Source organism: Paenibacillus sp. JJ-100, from assembly GCF_948329825.1.
In the GTDB taxonomy this organism is placed as follows: Bacteria; Bacillota; Bacilli; order Paenibacillales; family Paenibacillaceae; genus Paenibacillus.
Genome location: NZ_CAOJCM010000003.1, coordinates 299927 through 318327, shown reverse-complemented (window position 1 = coordinate 318327; position 18401 = coordinate 299927). Strand labels below are relative to the sequence as shown.

General features: G+C 46.2%; 20 protein-coding genes. 3 read left to right on the top strand and 17 right to left on the bottom strand.

Going from position 1 to position 18401, the window contains the following annotated elements; all coding sequences use genetic code 11:
• Window positions 1–101 precede the first annotated feature (101 nt).
• From PQG66_RS14505 to PQG66_RS14495, 3 genes are all read right to left on the bottom strand, one after another.
• Window positions 102–890: a response regulator transcription factor gene (locus PQG66_RS14505; RefSeq protein ID WP_272038723.1), complete on the bottom strand. Its 789-nt coding sequence runs from the start codon at window positions 888–890 to the stop codon at window positions 102–104.
• The gene (locus PQG66_RS14500) at window positions 880–2646 is read right to left on the bottom strand and encodes a cache domain-containing sensor histidine kinase (protein ID WP_272038442.1); all 1767 of its coding nucleotides are present in this window, start codon (window positions 2644–2646) and stop codon (window positions 880–882) included. Before PQG66_RS14500 ends, PQG66_RS14505 begins: the two co-directional genes overlap by 11 nt.
• A 406-nt stretch (window positions 2647–3052) precedes the next feature.
• Window positions 3053–4444, bottom strand: a complete 1392-nt coding sequence (locus PQG66_RS14495) for a hypothetical protein (RefSeq protein ID WP_272038441.1) — start codon at window positions 4442–4444, stop codon at window positions 3053–3055.
• A 155-nt stretch (window positions 4445–4599) separates the two neighbouring features.
• On the opposite strand from PQG66_RS14495, the gene PQG66_RS14490 reads away from it, so the two are divergent.
• Window positions 4600–5265 (top strand): hypothetical protein, encoded by a 666-nt coding sequence (locus PQG66_RS14490; protein ID WP_272038440.1) that lies wholly within the window; start codon window positions 4600–4602, stop codon window positions 5263–5265.
• A 113-nt stretch (window positions 5266–5378) separates the two neighbouring features.
• On the opposite strand, the gene lspA is transcribed toward PQG66_RS14490, so the two are convergent.
• Window positions 5379–5861, bottom strand: a complete 483-nt coding sequence (gene lspA, locus PQG66_RS14485) for a signal peptidase II (protein ID WP_272038439.1) — start codon at window positions 5859–5861, stop codon at window positions 5379–5381.
• 234 nt (window positions 5862–6095) lie between these two features.
• Between lspA and PQG66_RS14480 the strand changes: the two genes are divergently transcribed.
• Window positions 6096–6569 (top strand): heme-degrading domain-containing protein, encoded by a 474-nt coding sequence (locus tag PQG66_RS14480; RefSeq protein ID WP_272038722.1) that lies wholly within the window; start codon window positions 6096–6098, stop codon window positions 6567–6569.
• Window positions 6570–6685: 116 nt separating this feature from the next.
• On the opposite strand, the gene PQG66_RS14475 is transcribed toward PQG66_RS14480, so the two are convergent.
• The 13 genes from PQG66_RS14475 to PQG66_RS14415 all read right to left on the bottom strand — a co-directional run bounded on the left by PQG66_RS14475 (window position 6686) and on the right by PQG66_RS14415 (window position 17603).
• A complete protein-coding gene (locus PQG66_RS14475) occupies window positions 6686–7663 on the bottom strand; it encodes a permease prefix domain 1-containing protein (protein WP_272038437.1) in 978 nt (325 codons plus the stop codon).
• A 6-nt stretch (window positions 7664–7669) separates the two neighbouring features.
• Window positions 7670–7999, bottom strand: a complete 330-nt coding sequence (locus PQG66_RS14470) for a PadR family transcriptional regulator (RefSeq protein ID WP_272038436.1) — start codon at window positions 7997–7999, stop codon at window positions 7670–7672.
• A 223-nt stretch (window positions 8000–8222) separates the two neighbouring features.
• Window positions 8223–9170 carry a nucleoside hydrolase gene (locus PQG66_RS14465; protein ID WP_272038435.1) on the bottom strand — a complete coding sequence of 316 codons (948 nt, stop codon included), beginning with the start codon at window positions 9168–9170 and terminating at the stop codon, window positions 8223–8225.
• 63 nt (window positions 9171–9233) lie between these two features.
• Complete coding sequence (locus PQG66_RS14460) at window positions 9234–9638, bottom strand: DUF350 domain-containing protein (protein ID WP_272038434.1); 405 nt, start codon at window positions 9636–9638, stop codon at window positions 9234–9236.
• Window positions 9626–11083 (bottom strand): glutathionylspermidine synthase family protein, encoded by a 1458-nt coding sequence (locus PQG66_RS14455; RefSeq protein WP_272038433.1) that lies wholly within the window; start codon window positions 11081–11083, stop codon window positions 9626–9628. The genes PQG66_RS14460 and PQG66_RS14455 overlap by 13 nt, the downstream gene beginning before the upstream one ends.
• A 60-nt stretch (window positions 11084–11143) precedes the next feature.
• Window positions 11144–11479 (bottom strand): hypothetical protein, encoded by a 336-nt coding sequence (locus tag PQG66_RS14450; RefSeq protein ID WP_272038432.1) that lies wholly within the window; start codon window positions 11477–11479, stop codon window positions 11144–11146.
• On the bottom strand, window positions 11479–11943 hold the full coding sequence (locus PQG66_RS14445) for a hypothetical protein (RefSeq protein WP_272038430.1): 465 nt from the start codon (window positions 11941–11943) through the stop codon (window positions 11479–11481). Before PQG66_RS14445 ends, PQG66_RS14450 begins: the two co-directional genes overlap by 1 nt.
• A gap of 362 nt (window positions 11944–12305) precedes the next feature.
• Window positions 12306–14243 (bottom strand): ribosomal protection-like ABC-F family protein, encoded by a 1938-nt coding sequence (abc-f, locus tag PQG66_RS14440; protein WP_272038429.1) that lies wholly within the window; start codon window positions 14241–14243, stop codon window positions 12306–12308.
• A 98-nt stretch (window positions 14244–14341) separates the two neighbouring features.
• Entirely contained in the window at window positions 14342–14503 is a 162-nt protein-coding gene (locus PQG66_RS14435) for a hypothetical protein (RefSeq protein WP_272038428.1), read from the bottom strand.
• A gap of 182 nt (window positions 14504–14685) precedes the next feature.
• The gene (locus tag PQG66_RS14430; RefSeq protein WP_272038427.1) at window positions 14686–15153 is read right to left on the bottom strand and encodes a hypothetical protein; all 468 of its coding nucleotides are present in this window, start codon (window positions 15151–15153) and stop codon (window positions 14686–14688) included.
• Window positions 15153–15410 carry a YesK family protein gene (locus tag PQG66_RS14425; protein ID WP_272038426.1) on the bottom strand — a complete coding sequence of 86 codons (258 nt, stop codon included), beginning with the start codon at window positions 15408–15410 and terminating at the stop codon, window positions 15153–15155. Before PQG66_RS14425 ends, PQG66_RS14430 begins: the two co-directional genes overlap by 1 nt.
• 81 nt (window positions 15411–15491) lie before the next feature.
• On the bottom strand, window positions 15492–16490 hold the full coding sequence (locus PQG66_RS14420; RefSeq protein ID WP_272038425.1) for a glycosyltransferase: 999 nt from the start codon (window positions 16488–16490) through the stop codon (window positions 15492–15494).
• A 45-nt stretch (window positions 16491–16535) separates the two neighbouring features.
• Window positions 16536–17603: a phosphotransferase family protein gene (locus tag PQG66_RS14415; RefSeq protein WP_272038424.1), complete on the bottom strand. Its 1068-nt coding sequence runs from the start codon at window positions 17601–17603 to the stop codon at window positions 16536–16538.
• Window positions 17604–17886: 283 nt separating this feature from the next.
• Between PQG66_RS14415 and PQG66_RS14410 the strand changes: the two genes are divergently transcribed.
• Window positions 17887–18324: a hypothetical protein gene (locus PQG66_RS14410; RefSeq protein WP_272038423.1), complete on the top strand. Its 438-nt coding sequence runs from the start codon at window positions 17887–17889 to the stop codon at window positions 18322–18324.
• The last annotated feature ends 77 nt before the right edge of the window (window positions 18325–18401 follow it).

Genomic DNA, 18401 nt, shown 5'->3' with positions numbered 1-18401 from the left:
GCGATCACCCTATAAGGATAGGATGATTTGGTAAAACTCCACTATTTTGAGTATTCTCCCCCTGCATTGTCAGGCGAGCGAATTCTCCTTAAACCAAGTGATTAACTCTTATCACTTACGGCATGGCGATATTTGCTCGGGCTGATGTTCTCCAGGCTTTTGAATACTTTGATAAAATATTTGTCCGTCTGGTAGCCTACTCTCTCAGCAACTTCAGAGATCGGCAAATTCGTCTGCACCAGTAATTCCTTTGCCCTTTGTACCCGTTTACGCATGAGATACTCGCTGAAATTCAGCCCAACCTGTTCTTTGAACAACACACTGAAATAACTGGAGTTCAGGTGCAGGGAATCGGCAAGCTCACGCATGGTTATCGATTCCCCCAGGTGCGTCTCAATATATGCCAGAGCTTCTCCAATTGGTGTACTGTCCTGCTGCTCTCTCCGCTCCCGGATATCCACGAGCTTCGGGTCAACAATATCCTGCATCGCTTGAATGCGCCGCTGCTGTTCATGAATATGAAGAGCCTTCTGTACCGTTTGTAGCAGTTGCTCTTTATCAATAGGTTTCAGCAAGTACTCCACGACCCCAAGTTTAATGGCCTGCTGGGCATAGTTGAAGTCTGCATACCCTGACATAATCAGTACCGCAGGTTTGCTCGGAAAATGCTGAATAGCCTCCACCAGAGACAAGCCAGAAAACTCTGGCATGCGCACATCTGTAATCAGCAGATCAGCGGACTGGCCTGCAAGCCAGTCCCTGGCCTCCACACCACTTGCTGCCGTCTGTATCCGGTTCCTCCCGGCAGACCATGCTTCCAGCGTTTTGCGTATCCCTTCTCTTGTACGCGGTTCGTCGTCTACAATCAGAATTGTTTTTTCATGAATCATACGCATCCTCCGTTCCCCTCGGAATTTCGAATCGAACCACCGTTCCTGCTCCAGCCTCGCTCTCAACAGTAATTCTGGCATGTTCACCAAGCCGACTACCAAAATAAAGCTGGAGTCGTTGATGTACATTGATCAACCCTACACCAACTCCTCGGCCTGGAGATACCGGCTCACCACCGTTTAGGGCATGCCTGATGTCTTGCAGACGTTCCCCATTGATGCCTGGCCCGTTATCCCATACCTCCACACACACCAGACCTGTGATAGAGGATGGAGATACGCTTATTTCGACCCTTCCGGGTTTTAAGGTGCTCTCAATACCATACAAAACAGCATTCTCCACAAGCGGCTGAATGAGCAGCTTAGGCATTGGTACACCACGCAGTTCCTCGTTTAACTTAATCTCCCACTGCATCCTGTCTCCGAGCCTCATCTGCATAATATTGAGATACCGCTCTACATGTTCAAGCTCGTCTGCCATTGTCACCCATTCATCCTGATGCGGGCTGGAGATAATGTAACGAAATAACCGAGACATCGCGATCACCATTCGCGCCATCTCCTCCTCTCCTTTTTCCTCCAACGACCAGTAGAATGCTTCTAATGTATTGAACAAAAAATGAGGGTTAATCTGGGATTGTAACGCCTTCATCTCAGCCCGGGATTGCATAACCTCTTTCTCATGTACCACCTGCGTCAGCTCATTCTGCCTGTAGACCATCTGGTTATATACATCATTCAGTTCATTGATCTCTAAAGTGGAGCTAACCATGAGGTTAGGCCTCATTGCACCGGGTTCTGCCCCACGCATCGCTCGCATCAGCCGAATCAGCGGACGAGTAATCATCGTAGAGAGGAAGAAGGACATGACTAGAAAAAGGATGACGCCGATGATGCCCGATACAATTAGAGCTGTTCTCAGGATCGACACGCCTTCCGTGGTTTCTCGAAGCGGTGTCAGTACAGCCAGTGTCCAGCCGGTTAACTCCGATCGCTGTTTCACCACGATATAAGACTCTTTCCCGTTCTGAACTACGGATTCACTATCCATCACGGCTTGAGGATCAAGCTGAACATCCAGATTAGAGGTTACAACTTCACCGCCCCCGTCCAGCAGCATGATCGAATCCTGTGAGCCATCTGTTCCATCCGAATCATTCAGTTGAAAAAAACTGCGCTGCATACGTACAACCACGTATCCTCCATGCTCAAAGGAACGATCAAGTAGGCTGATCCGCCGAATGGCCAGAAGTATGCTCGGATCATCGGGATCTGAACCAGCCCATACTAGTCGCCCTTTGCCCTCATCTGCTCTCACAATCCAGTTCCGCTCCAGCCGGTGGCTTAAGGAACGATCATCCATCGGGAAAATACGACTGTAGTCGGTAGTGTAGATCTCCATGCTCTGCGCACCATTAATGAAGGATTGGTAACTGCCCGCGATCTGTAGCAGCGCCTGCCGCTGATGAAAAGTTGCCTTTCGCCCCTGCTTCTCCTCGTTCAGCAACCGCTGCACATAAGCATCATCTGCGACCTGAGCAGTTAACGAATTCACCTGAGCAATCAAGGCATCCAGTCTGCCGCTGGCCTGGACCGCAGTCTGATGAATGTGCTTTTCGGCATTGCTCTTCAGCAAATCCGCTACACGGTCATAAGCCGTAATGCCTGCGAGTAGCAAAACAATGAGCATGACCATTACAAAACCAACGAAGATCTGATTGCGAAGTGAGTTGAAATGTCTTGTTTTCCGCTGCAACGTCTGAAGTCCCTCCCTCTGTCTGCATGTAAAAGAAACCACCACCTCATGCCCGTATTATGGATGACGGGGTACATTTGATGCCGGGTTCGTCTGTGTTATTCTACTGCGATTTCATTAAAGCGCTTGCATAAAATTAAGTCGTACAGTGTTATCCTCTCTACACCCTGATCCACTTTGTTTATCGATTAAATTAACGAATTCAAAATAACACAGTTTTGTTTGGTAATCAATGGATTTAACCTTTCTCCTTAAGTAAGAACAGAAAAGAGAGAGAAGCGGAGCGCTGCTCACTTCTCTCTCTCTTTCTAATAAACTCTTTCACCTGCTAAACATAATTAAATGGTTTTAGGTTTGAGCTGACACAACAATTTATGAAATATCATTTTAATACTAGTGAATCATACTAGTTAACGTTGACCTTGTAGTTAACTGGAATTTTCCAATCTAATGTCTCCACTTTTGAACCTAGGAAACTAACATCAAATTTCCAATTAATATAAGCTGTAGTACTTTCGTTTTTGGTTTCTTGAGATCTCCAAGTGGAAACGAAAAGACCTAAATCAAGATAGTGACTAGCATCGTATAGATATCCAGATTTATCAATTTTATAAGAGTAGCCACTCGCATTACCAATTACATTCTCATAAGTATTATTACTTACGTTTGTAGTGGTTGTATTATACGAGATACTTGTAAGTACATCATATGCTGATTTTCCAGCAGCATAGTAAGGTACACTTTTTGTGAAATATCCTACAATAACTGGCCAGTTAACTTTAACTTCTGAACTAGATTTTTTATATACCCCACCGATTAATCTAGAAGTTATTTTTGTATTCTGACCCGCTGCGATAGTTCCGAGAGTTTGAGTTCCTCCACTTGTCACTCCGCCTATTTTATAACGTTGCTCAATACCTGTTGTTGTAGTTCCATTCACTCTTACATGTTCTGCAACTGTTAGTCTGGACGTCCAGTTAGCACTAGCTGATGAACCAACATCAACGATATCACCCTCCACTTTAGGACAGAAATAAAATTCTGCTACGTCTAAACCAAATGGGACTTTAGAGTAGTAAACAGTGGAACACGATTTAATGTAGGAATGAGTTGAAGAAGGGCTAATCTCCTCGTTAGTAATTTTATATGACTCAGCAGGCGCAAGAATTTGTTCAAACCAGTTGCCATCCAAAAGGCTGTCTACATATGATCCATCTGTAGTAATTTTAGAAGTATCCATATTTAAATGATTCAACTTCTCTTCAAAGTAGAACATATCGCCTTTTTTATCTTGTAGATATAATTTAATATTGGCTGTATTCCGTAAATCTGTAGAAATAAGACTTGTATCGGCCTTATCATTGGTTTTTATCTTGAAATGTAAAACTTTAAAGCTATCATTATTCTCTTTCAAGTCTCCTACATAACTTTCAATACCATCGGATTGCTCTCGACTTGAATACAACTTACCATCCAATTGAAGTGGGATAACTCCCCCATTGTATCTAACAAGCCCATTAATATGTACAGCATCGCCATCCAGCGTTAGATTATCTATTAATAGTTTAGTCCGATGCACTAACTTCTCTTCAGCGATGTAATTCAAATATTCTTCTGATCCTATGACCCTTTGAATGTTCTCTTTCGAAACCATGTATCCAGGGATAGACATTGTGTTTTCGGCAATCTCCCCTTTTTCAATAATAGACTCACTCGAAGCGCTACTAACTCCATTAAAGGATAAGACTAGTGTAATAATTAAAGACAGCAAGGTTACATTCTTTAATATCATTTTCATTTAACAATACCTCCCATTTTTTCATAATTACAACACAAGGGTATTACGGAATACATATATTGTCAAGTAGTTGAATAAAATGGATATTGCAATTAAGATAGAGTGTATATGCAGTTGTACATCAAAAGTTGTTGTTCTAAGGAGATCCTTATCTTATGAGAAAAATGAGCAAAAAAAATCTTATTATCATTTTAACTCTTGTTCTTGTAGCCTCTCTAGTTGCAAATGTTTATAGTTATAATTCAAGTAACGGAAAACTAAAAGACTTTTTAAATCAACAATACAGTCAGGTGCTGTCAGATTATGAAAACAGCATTCTTTCCACTTCAGATTCAATCTTGTCAACTTTGGAGAACGCTATAGCTAAAAAGAAGATTAGTAAAGAAGAATTACTGTTTTTATACAAGAGCTATGAACAGTTAAATCAGAACCAGATTCAATATGCTAACTATCTAATCCCTTTCAACTCTCCTGAAGGAAAAGAAACTTTCTCTCTGGACATGACAGAACCTATCACTCTTAATTATGTTCCTGGTTTTATCTACTTTAATTCAAGTATATCTATGTTTGAAAAACTTCTTTTGCAAAGCAACTCTACTCCTGAAATAGTTGTAACGGATAATTTGGGAAAAAGCTTAAATCTTGCAAATGAAATCGTTCAATTAAACACAGCTATTTATAAAAAATATATCAATGAAGATTTCGCTCCATTGTCAAACGAAGAGGCAATACTGACCAGGCTCCACTTACAAAAAGAATTGACCACCTCTTTCACAAAACTAGCTGCGCTTGACGCAGAACTACTCAAATCATATAACTAAATTTTTAAAAAAAGTCGCCACAACAAAGAGCCGAACAGAATAACCTCTGATTCGGCTCTTTTGCAACTATACATCAGAACATTCTTCATAATCATTGATTATATTCATCAACGTTACCCTTTAGGCAATGCATTACGCATACGCTTTTCCCGATGCTGATGATAGGTACGGATTAACATGCCGATGATGATCATAATCACACCGATGTTAATCGCTACATCTGCAAGGTTTAATATGCCTCGTCCCGTTGGAAACACAAGGAAATCGGTAACCTTCGCAAAAATAAATCGATCAATAGCATTGCCCAGCGCCCCGCCAACCATGAAACCAGCCCCAGCCTGCATCCAGAAACCACGTATCTCACCTTTGCGCCGATAATAGAACATCCCCACAATAAACAGCACGGCGATCACTCCGAATAAACGTGCATTGCCTTGAAACATACTTCCGGCCATACCGCTATTTTCATAATGCTGTAGCTGCATCCCTGAATCTCCAAGATGGATAACCTCACCGACATCCATGTACATTCGAACTGCAATCTTTGTACCCTGATCCACGAGCGTAACTAGCAAAGCAATAAAATAAAACAGCATGGTTTACCCCTCCTGCCTGCTTAAGCTGTCCTTTATGTCAATGTAAAAATCAAAATCATCATGACGTTCCTCTTACTTTACCACAGTGGTTATAACGTCTCCAAATGAGCCAGCCTTCGGTCTCTTCTAACATCTAGCAAACTCGACACTTCATTTCAGGCAGGTACAACGCTCTCTTGCGTCGAAGGTAAGCTTCATCACATAAACGAAGGAGATGTCTTTCATTTGAATTCAATGAATCCCGATATCACTGCAAGATTAGAGCAAATGCAGCAAGAAGAACTGGAACTGGTATGGAACACGTTCAACTCTGAAACAGCGCTGCAGCTCGGCTTGCATCTGACTCAAGAGGCGAAGCACCGCTCACAAGCCGTGACCATTGAGATTTCGCTGAAGGGGCATCGTCTCTTTCTCCATGCGATGGAAGGCACACACCCGGATAACGAGAACTGGATTCGCCGCAAAAATAATGTCGTGAACCACTTCGGCTCCAGCTCCTGGCATACGGCTCTGCGGTTAAGAAATGAGAACAAGACACTGGAGAAGGATTACGATCTACCTGACTCTGATTATGTACTTGCTGGCGGAGCATTTCCGCTGATTTTACAAGAGGAAGGACAGGTAGGCACCATCACGATTTCGGGTCTGCCTGATGAGGAAGATCATGACCTCGTTACCACAGGCATTCGCTCGTTTTTAAAGACATAACGCATACTTACAACTGCGTTTCTTGGACATTTTACGCATAAAACCCGCCTTATCGGATTTCATTAGGCGGGTCAACAGACTTTAGCTATTTTCCGAAACGTCATGTAGTGCAAAGGTTAGGATGGCTTTTTATTTTTCATAATGTGATATACATTGCTAAAGCTTCCGGAGAGGATGCCGACTATCGGGAAAATCGCCCAGTTAATATCCCAGCGTTGGTAGACGAACCCCGTGAAGAGAAAAATCGCCGTAGCTAGCGGCCAAACAACAGCCTCGACGGCTCGCACCGCTCGTACCTCTTCTCTCTTAGCTTCACTCAGGTGCTGATCCTCTAGCAACGTTGTATAAGAGCTTTGAATGTTACCGTAATAGACAAACAAAAATACACCAGTACCTGCCATGGCCAATAGAGCGGACACACCATAAGCTGCGTAGGTATCGTTCACATAGGCTCCAGCAAAAATGAACACAGGAGACAGGATGCAGAGGCATACACCCGTAATGAGAGCGACCCGATACGTAAGAGCAAAGCTCGCCTTGCTCCGTTGAATACTCATGAGGAGGGAACGGGGAAGCTTGAACTCTTCCTCCATATAATCGAATCGCCCTAACTTCATACCGCTATAGATAAACATGCCCACGGCAACAGCCACTAGTATAAACATGCCGCTTATGCCCAGCACAGAGCCAATACCGACCGTACCTTCATCGGATGAAACACCCATACTCTCGAACAACGTATTCATTAAAATGAGGAAGGCTATGCCTATGGAAGAGAGCCACACCCCCAGCCCTGTCCAAAAACCCGCACTTCGTTTGGCCTCGATATAAGCCTGTACCTCTTCTTCCGTTAGCACCGGAAGTGTCTCCTCGGCTTCCTCAGGCTGAATGCCAAGCTCCGCCATCAGCTCCTCAATATTACCGAATTCGGAGATCACGATGCCAACCGCCTCATTCTCCGATCTACCCTGCTGTTTTAACTCCAGATACTTATCCTCCATACCCGAAAGAAGCTCCTGCTTCATCCGCTCCACCTCAGGACTTCTCGGCAATCCCGCAAACATATTGTCCAAATACACCATAATTGTCTCCATATCCGATCACAGCTCCCTGATAAACAGATTAACGACCTCTTGTGTAACCTTCCATTCCTCGCATTTTTCCCTGTAATAGTCTAGGCCAGCTGGTGTGATTCGGTAATATGTGCGTCGTTTGCCCAGACTACTTTCATCCTGATAAAAGGATTCAATATAACCGTTTTTCTCCAATCGGGTGAAGGCTGAATAGAGCGTAGTCTCCTTCATGACATACTTTTCATCTGTTAGCTGCCGAATGTTCTTGGAGATTTCATATCCGTATGATTCTCCTTCAAGCAGCATATAGAGGATCAGCGTATCATTATAACCACGTATTACGTCACTGCTGATCACAAAAGATTTTCCTCCTCTTTACTTCATCTGTCGTAGTAGTTTGAGTATAGCACAGTTACTACGACAGATGAAGTAGTTTGGTTAAAATTAGGCAAAATAAAAATCCACACCTGATTCAAGGTGCGGATTCGATTCTTTTTTTCTGAAATGTTTGAAATTAGTCTTCATTTGTCAAGTACCGAGCACTTGCTTTTCGGTTTCCGTTACGATGATGCAGAGCCAGTTATTGAATTGCAGACAACACATCTAGCAGCATGGATTTGAATTTTGGACGATCAATCGCCTCACATACACGTACATTCGGCTCTTTGCCAAACCGTCCGTTGATATCCACCACACTGTATCCGCGTGTTAGCTCCCCTGCCGCTTCCACATCGACATAATAATGGCCAGACTTGGTCATCAGTGACTCATCTGCAGCCACCGCCATTAACAAGGTATCGGGATGCGTGGTTCCGTTCAATTTATGTACCGACTTGTTGAATTGCATAACCACCTTGTTGATCGCTGTGAAAAAGTCTGCACCCGAGGTGCCTAGCGCTGCAATCTCGGCATGATCATTATCGTCCATAACCGAGTATTGCGTGCACATCTCCCAGCCAACCATCGTAATCGGAATACCTGCGTGCAGTACAATTTTGGCCGCTTCCGGATCGACATAGAAGTTATACTCTGCAGCTGGAGTGATATTACCCAGTGCATTGTTCGTTCCGCCCATAATATACAGGTGTGCTATCTCAGGGATGATCGTTGGATCTTTCTGAATGGCCATCGCAATATTGGTCAGCGGCGCAATCGCCAGCAGTTCAATCTCGCCTGGATATGCGTGCACCTTTTCGATAATAAAATCCACCGCATGCCCGCTCTCGGGACGCTGATCCGCCTTAGGGAAATGCGCGCCACCCATGCCGTCATCGCCATGCACGTCTTCTACTGTACGGTGCTGAGCTTGACCATAAGCCATCAGTGGACGTTCGCAACCCTTGTATACCGGAACCTTGCCGCCGTGTCCGGCAACTTGCACGGTGTACAGTGCATTTTCAACCTCTTGGTCGAACTGCACGTTCCCCCCTGTAATCGTAATACCTTCCACCTGAAAATGATGCAGTGCTGTCAGGATCGCAATCGTGTCGTCTCCTGCTGTATCCGTATCAATGATGACTCTTCTCATGCTGCCGCGCTCCTTTGTCCGTATAAGATGTGTTCGTAATGATTCATAACGTCAGAGTTCATTTTACATCAAAAACGTACCAATGACGATGGACACTCCGATGATGACAGAACGAAGCACCTGTGCCACCGCCATATTACCTCGTGCAATTTCGTCACATACCCGTATTTTTGGAGTCAGGAAATCAAATATAATATAGACCAGACACAGAATAATGATACCCACTGCCGACCACAGCAGCATATCCAGCCATGCATGTGTTGAGAAGGATACCATCCCTACAATAATGCATAGACCCAGCAGCTTGCTGCCCATGTACATACCTGCGGCCTCGTTACCTTTGGCCATTTCCTCACTATCGTTATACCGGGTCAGTTTGCTAAATGCAAAATACCCTACAATTAATACGACTAATAGAATGCCAATCCCCACTGCTACATTCACTAGGTTGATTCCTAGATTTCCCATTTCTTCTCCTCCTCATCATTCATCGGTTCACGTACAGCAGCGGCGCAATAATACGCCATATCTCCGGTTACTCTCTCTCCAACCCGAGGCAGCATTCCGGCAAAACGTCCACCAATCACAAATACACCCGTCAGCAAATAACCACTGTACTCGCCATCCTCTGTCTGAATCACAGCCTGTTCCATCGGGACGAGCTGCTGATATATTTTAGGCTGATTTTCGTAGTAGGACGTAACGTCTTCATCGTCGTCTTCGTCATCATCTTTATTCAGAACTGCGGGTCTGTCACCTTTGTCGTCTGACTCCAGCTCCTTTTTCCAATGAGAAACAGCATCTGACTGTATTTCCGTAATTGTCACTCTATCTGCATTCACATCCAACGTCTCTTGAGCTTCTGATTTATCCAGCAAGAGTGTTCCACGACCTTCGCGACCCCAATAGCTTTTGGCTACGTAAGGTACATTGCTCTGCTCAAACGGCTCCGCGGTGAAGTAGGTTGGCAGCAGATAACGTGAAATGACTTCCATCTCCGCTTCATTAAAAAGCGTAAACCCGCAGTACTCTGGAGTCTGTTCATTCCGTTCGTACAGTGACCAGATCGCAGCCATGAAGCCTTTACTCTGCATTAGCACATGCTGTACAGGATTCATCAGACCCAGCTGCCCATTGTACACTAGCTCAATCAGAGCAGCGCCGATATCCACTCCAGTCGTTTCGTCCCGATCACCGATCAGATATTCCAAGGGATATAGCCGATACAACAATCGGATCTCGCGACCCTGATGATATAGCGCTTCGCCCGGTACTATCTCAAGCTCCTCCAGCGGAGCATACCATACCTCATATCCGGCTTCACGGCAGCGTTCCATCAGATAGGCCGTGTTGGTTCGATCTTCAACATGTTCGCCATATGAGGTGAACGTAACCGGGCCCTCCAGCCCTTGTTCGGCATAGAAGGTTAACCAGGAGCGGAAGCAATCCTCAATACGTGCGTCCATATCCGCAGAAGGTGCAGACCAAGCCTGATCTCCTGTTCGTCCAATCAGAATGCTCTCCAGTGCTGCCGATTCAGGAATACCTGTCGGTGTATCCGTATTATTTTCTATACACTTCAAACCAGCTTCACCAATAATCCAGTCCTGACGAGTGATTCCACCTGTAACAGCCTCCATGCGTGCTGCTGGAATCAGCCCAGGATCTATGCCTAGAGGATGCTCCAGAAACGAATCCGGCATATATCGCTGGATAAAACGCATCACTTTAATGTAAATGGCATCGATTGTCTCTGCCGCAACACGCAGCTCCTCCACTTCTTCCGGTGTATACACCGTCAGTGCGGGCACACAATACTGTTTCCCGTACATGCGGTGATATGGAATCTTCTCTCCAGCCTCTCCTGAGAAAATATCCTCGTGACTGAAAGGCATCGCATAGACTTCCCTCACTCTGCCAACCTCCCCCAGATGCTGCTGATGCGGAGAATACTTACCTGCTTCATGATGTCATTAACCTCCCGAACTTCGGAAAAAGCTGCCGAATCCGCTCGATTTCGATTTAGATGAGCTTTTATAAGAGCTGCTGCCATCTTTGCTTCCTCGATACGACGATCCTCCATAATAGTAATGACCACTACTGGAATCATATTCGCATCCGTTATCATAATTAGGGTCACACTCATCACTGCTGCCACATCCCGCAAGTACCGCAGGCACGGCCAACATCAGAGAAAATGCAACCAGCTTGGTTTTAGAGCCTGGTCTCCCTGATGAGAGTTTGTTATCCAACTTGTCACTTGGAGATTCCTGCAAGGATGAGAGCTTTCGCACGTCCTCTTCCTTCATTACAGATCCACCTCTTTCATAAAAAACATGACTTTCTTCCGATCCGTATCCAGTACGGAATACAAAATCTCGTACGTCTTGCCTTCGCGCACCATATAGTGATCCAAGAGCTGTTCAGCCAGCTCCATCGTGTAACCAGAGGATTCTGCAAGCTCCAGCTCCTCAAAGGAACGTCCATTCCACTGCATATATTCCGGACTGTACATGGAAGACATTTTGCACATACCCAGCGCTGCATCCGCAATAGCAGCACCATGCCCTTCCGGCATTTGCTGGTCATACGCTGTTACATAAATAGCATGCTCACGCCGATCCTGACACTCATTGGATAGATGGGCCCATAGCTTGTTCTTCATCAGGGTAGCATCCACCAGCTTGCGCATGAACAGTTCATCCCGCGTAACCGAAACCTGCTCAAGCATACCCGTCTCTGCCTGTTTATCCTCCGACCAACGGTGATACATTAAAGAATAATAGATGGTGATTCCCTCCCTATGTGCGAGCTCGTAGTTGAGCTGTTTCAATATACATAAACGTATTAAACGCATGAGGAGGAAAAAAGTTACACTATTCACGATGACATGTAAAAACAAACATTGTTGTTTTAGAATCCACTGGACACACTTACATGCAATCTGAGCAAGAGCAGCGCTCGAAATAAATCATAAAAAGGGACTGTCTCACGTCGATGATATGCACACACATGCACATCAAGCGTGACACAGTCCTTTTTGTCCTGTTCTGTTTCTCTGGCTCTAGTTACCCTACCTCATACTTGTTACGTGCAATCGTTGAACATTCAGTTGTAATGGATGTAATTCAGCTTTCACATCTCAGCCCATTGGACCAGTAGCTCATCATATGCCGCGGATAACCGCTCGCGTTCATTCCAGGTCTGCTCCAGAGCCGCCGAATCTTCAGCTAACGCTTCAAGCTGTTGATCAAGCTCCTGAATCCGAGATTCCATGCGCGCTATCGACTGCTCCAACTCCAACACACTCTCTCCACTTCCTCCGGATTTATCAATCTTTCTACTATTTCCGTTTTCATCTGTTCTTCTTCCGGTCTTTGATCTGTTCCCCACTTCACTTGCCTTCGAATCTCGCGATACTTCCTTCGCTGCCCGAGCCTGCAAATCAAGCTTTTTCTCCCGATACGCTTCGTAATCCCCAAGATATGCGGTCAGTTGTCCATTCTCCAGTTCCCAGACACGAGAAGCCAGACGATTCACAAAATATCGATCATGTGAAATGGCAAGCACGGTGCCTTCAAAATCAGCCAGTGAATCCTCCAGCGCCTCTCTCGAAGCAATATCCAGATGGTTGGTCGGTTCATCCAGTAGCAGTACATTCGGTTTGCGTTGTACCAGCATTGCCAGCCTTAGACGAGTCCACTCCCCGCCAGACAGCTGTCCTACTGAACGGAAAACATCGGCGCCATAGAACAGATATCGTGCCAAAATGCCACGGGCCTCTCCTTCCTCCACACCTGCTTCCTGACGGAAGTAATCGAGCACATTTAGCTTGGGATTCACAGGTTCCTCCTGCTGAGCCAGATATCCTACATCTACACGTGCGCCCCATTCCAGTTTACCTGCATCCGGCTGTTCTTCACCCAGCAACAGCTTGAACAGTGTTGTTTTACCAGAGCCGTTACGGCCGATTAAGGCCGTTTTGTCCCCGTACTCGAGCAAAGCCGATACCCCTTGTAAAATAGCTCGATCCCCGTATCGTTTCTCCACCTCTTCCAGCACCGCCACACGTTTACCTGTCCGATCGGTCGGACGCACATCAAAATCCGCATGGCGACGCTCCAGCACAGGCCGCTTCACCTGCTCCATTCGCTCCAGCGCTTTGCGCATGGAAGCTGCGCGGCGAAAAAACTTTTCATTACCGCCAACACGTCCCCATTCCTCAAGCTGACGAATCGTTTCCTTCATCTTTTTGATAACCTTCTGCTGCTCTTTGAACTCTTCAAACTGCTGAAACAGCCGCTGTTCCTTCACCTTCATATATTCGGTGTACCCACCCGCAGCGGTCTGTGCCTCACCATCTTCCAGCTCCAGCGTGCGCGTCACAACTCGATCCAGGAAATAGCGGTCATGCGAGATCAGAATAACGGTTCCGGAATACTCGCGCAAAAAGCCTTCCAGCCACTCCACCCGCTCCAGATCCAGATGGTTGGTTGGCTCATCCAGCAACAGCAGATCCGGACTCATAATGAGCTGTGAAGCCAGCACAACCCGAGTCTGTTCCCCGCCCGAAAGGGAACCGAAACGCCAGCTGTAATGTGCTTTGGATATATCTAGTCCGTCCGCGACTTGGTCAATCCGCGCATCCATCTCATAGCCACCTTCACGTTCAAACCGCTCCTGTAGAGCTGCATATCGTTTCAGCAACCGCTCCAGCTGGGCGGGATCTGCTGCGCAGGCCGGGTCGGACATCTGCTGCTCCAAGTCCTTCATCTGTGTACGGCAAGCGATCAGCTCCCGGAACCCCAGGCCCAGTACATCCAGCACCGTATGGTCATCCAATCCTTCTGGCACTTGAGCAACGTAACCGACGCGTGTATCCTTTTTCAGCATTAACTGGCCTTCGTCCGGCTGGCTTAACCGAGCCATCAAACGCATTAAAGTTGTTTTTCCGCTTCCATTACGGCCAATCAGGGCAACTTTATCCCCTTCCATAATTTCGAAAGTAATGCCGTCCAGCACCAGATGTGCTCCGTGATATTGTTTCAACTGTTGTGCGCTAATTATCATCATAATAAGGTTCCTCCTATGGTGTGGAAGAGCCTAACCGCAACACAAAAAGAGCCGCAGGAGGTTAGCTCCGCGGCTCTTCAGAATTCAAGCAAATATGCTTATCGTCCGAATGAGGTCAAGGCAGGCATCTTCTCGTACATGTTAACTTCCGTATATTCAAAATTGGACAGACTTCTCCCGTTGTTCGGAAAAGTGTGAACAATGCCAGCCATAGCAATCGGCAGCTGGCTAATACGGTTGTTAAGCATCTCGTGATTCACCTGTCTTCACCTCCCTTTGTCATAAGTACTTCCAATATATCACAGACCATTTCATCTCTGCAACCGTCTAAAGCGCCTATGTTCCATGTCATGTGCCTGTTTCTCCGGTCTTCATACAACCATTCCAGGCCAGTATATGATACCCTTGATATGCCTCCGATTCCCTCTCCCAAAAGGGATACTTAATCCAGACAGGTCATCTTGATATCTACTACATTCTGCAGATCCATCTCCATTCTCAGATCCTCATGTTCATTGATCGCTATTAACTTGTTATCGTTTACACTTAATTTTTTGATTGGATTGGTGTCCTCCAGAAAGATAGCCCAGACTAATTGATCCTCATGATCTACACAGGCAATGAAACCTTCATTCCCCATTTGCCCGTCCCCGCCAACGATTTTCCCGCCTCGAAAATCCACACTTGCCCATACGTCCACCATCGTCCAGCAATCATGGTTATATTTTTCAACACTATCGATCGTTGTATCGCACAGGGGAGTACAGTACATCTTATGCTCATTGTTGTTAGGGTCGTAAATCTTTCGAATATCTAAAATGATGATGTCTCCATTAGCAAAAGCAATGCAATTCATGCCTGGCAGCTCACGCTGTTCAGCAGACCAATGCTCCATCAATATACTCTTCATCACACGTTCCTTCCTCGCCGCCGAAGCACTAGAGCTGTAATGGCAACCGTGACCAATGTCAAAAGTCCCGAGGTTCCCAGTATAAAACCAAGCAACCCATACCCCAGACCCCTCCATCCACCAATATCGATGCTGATCATGATAATAATTGCTCCACCGAGCAACGTCAGACAGGGCAAAATGGATTGTATCCACGTCATCCGGCGTCCCTGCACCCGATAGATTATCCATTCAATCAGCAGCTGCACGGCCCACATACCGATCGTCCAAAGAATGAGTTCTTCGATAACGTCCTCCTCCTCACAACTGGAAAGTTCAATAACCTTGTGCTCTATCTCTTATTTTAACCAGTCTGCAAAAAAGTTCCGATACCCTTCCTTCATAATCGTTCGCGAAAAGGCACCAAACGCATACTCGCGGTTGTCCTCCGATACACTGCGCGGCGCAGCCGCAGCCATGTTCACCAGTTCAAACCAGTTATCCTCATTGCCGGCAAAAGCATGCGTGGATCTAATGTGACCGTAGCAGGCGTGCTCAGGCTTCACGACCATTTTCCCCATCGCCATCGCCTCCGTCAGCGGCATCGCAAAGGTATCAAATGCCGAACAGCTCCAGTACACCTTCGCTGTGTTCATCAGCGTAAACACCTCATCCTGAGTGAGTGCAAACTTCAGTTTTACGTTATCCGGGATATCGTATTTCTTCATACTTTCTTGGTAACGTACACCGCCAAACACCATGTACACTTCTTTGTCCGGGTTCTGCCGCGCATACTCCAACACCAAATCAGGGCGGCGGTTCGCCTCATCCCGCCCGATCCAGAGCACGCGATTATGCACGACCTGATTTGGGTCATAATGGCGGTGCGCCAGCTCTTCATTGAAGCCAATTGGAATGACGTTGACGTCATGCACACCGAAATTGCGCCCCAGCTCTCTTTTCAAAAACTCCGTCTGCACAATCGCTTTATCCACCATCGCATAGAATGGCTTCATCATCTCATACCCCGTCAGTGCCGGGTCAGGGAAACTGTGGGGAAACAGGACGCTTTTCGGCAAAAACATCTTCAAAAATGTAAATCCCGATACCGTATAAATCACATGCTCGATATTTTGGCTATAGATCTGATCCAGCACGATATCATAGTTCACCAGGTCACCTTTCTCATGTTCGTACCCTGGCAACCAGTCATACCCGCTCACATGACGCTCCGGCGAGATGAACACGATGTCCACCCCCAATTCCAGCCCGATCTGCTTCAGTCGATCCGCGAACACGCGCGGCCCCTGAGCCTCTGTGAATTGAATTTTACGCATAACCAGTCCGACTTTACGCAAACCTGTCACCCCTTATTTCTATTCTTCACATCTACCGTTTCATTACTAATTACTAACACCGTTCAAATGCTCTAAACACTGCTCTAGCGTCGCAGCCGTCTCCTGCCATTGATTCCGCAGCTGTTCCTGCGGCCACACACAAGCCGGATTCCTTAGATCACCGTCGATCAGACGCAGCATCCAGAGCGAGAAGATAAGTGCATAAGCATCGTACCATTTTGCAAAAGAACCCCGTTCAACCTGCACGCCAAGACTCTCCAGCTTATCCAGATACACCTTCATTACATGCGCCCGCAGCTCCGGCGTCATGGTACGGGGGAAAAGCGGATGAGACAAGTCGAGCAGATGGTATACGTCCCATAGAGGTGTATTCAGGTGAGCATGCTCCCAGTCCAGTATGACCAATCGGCCTTCTACCTCAGCTATGTTACCCGGGTGCAGGTCGCCATGACACAGTACCAGCGGCAACTCGCCTTCTGCTGTAAGGATCAGCATGGCAAGCCTATCCCAGTCCGCTGCTGACAACGTCAGATTTAGCCTGTCTAACAACTCGTCCGTCTCTGACTGGTGTTGATGCAGTTCATGCAACATCTCCTGAATGGGCGGTTTCTGCCCCATACGTGGCAGTTCGTGCCATGCTGCTACAGGCAGTTCATGCCATGACGCCATATGTGCAGCAGCATTCAGCAAGGTCGATTCACACATACGATGCTCTAGCTGCCCCATGTCCTCATATATCAGCCAGCTGTGTGCCGGAGCCATAGTCTCGTCCGAAACCGCAATTAATTGTGGGTATACTGGTGGCAGTGACGGCATCACATGCTCGTACATCCAGCGTTCACGTCCATACTGGGCAGGATTCGTCAGCGGTTTGAAAATATAAGTCTGGCCAGTTTGCACCGTGAATCGTTCCACATACCTGCCGTTCATGCCCTTATAGAGAATCTGCCGCTCTTTAACCTGCTGATCATCTAATGTTCCTTCCGATGTCACCCAGCGCTCTGGATGCCTGTTGTACTCAACGTTCTCTGAATGCCCTATGATCTCCATATGTTTCATTTGCTTTATGTTCTTCATGACCTTCATGTCATTCATATCCTTCATGCGCTTCATGAACTCATCCTCCCTTCTGTCTGACCGGTCCGCGCAGGATTTCTATCCATCATACGTTGCAGGTGAGCACGCTGCAAGTTGTGGTTTCTACTGAAGAGCATAGCCACATTATGATCGCGTCCATCCTAGTGAATCTGACTCTTCTGAGAGATGATTTTGCATCCTGTCCGATCCCCTTTTGGATGATGATATAATAGATGGACAGCGTCTAAGAGTAACTAATTCCATTCCAGAATAGTAACATTGATACCTGTCCATCTGGACATTTAGAGGAGGATCAAGCATGAGTATTGTACTGATACCTGAAAAAGTAGACTTCCGCATCTCTACAACTGATTTGAGTGCCACCTACAACGAATCGGGCGGCGTCACTTTACGTGTAGATATACAAACACGGAAGGATCTGCCTCTCGATCAATATCAGGAAGCAACACTCACGTTCAGCACGGTTGCCGAATTAAGGTGTATTACGCTTAATTTCTTTGAACTATACACTGGTCAGGTTGAAGGCATTCATCACCAAGAGGACACGCTTACTTTCTGGGAGAGAAACGGTTATCCGCCTGATCCTGGCTTCTATCAAGTGATGAATTCATCCATTTTAGATGAAAAAGGAGCACTTTTTGATCCCCGAAATCGGCTAGATCTCAAGCATTATCTTGTCATCGGATATGACAGTTATGTAGAAGTTATTGCGTCATCCTATCAGGTGCAAAAATAGCTCAGGAGTTAAAATCAACTTTCGCACGTAACATTCATAGAAAAGTAAATACCCTAAAGGGATAACACACCTTTAGG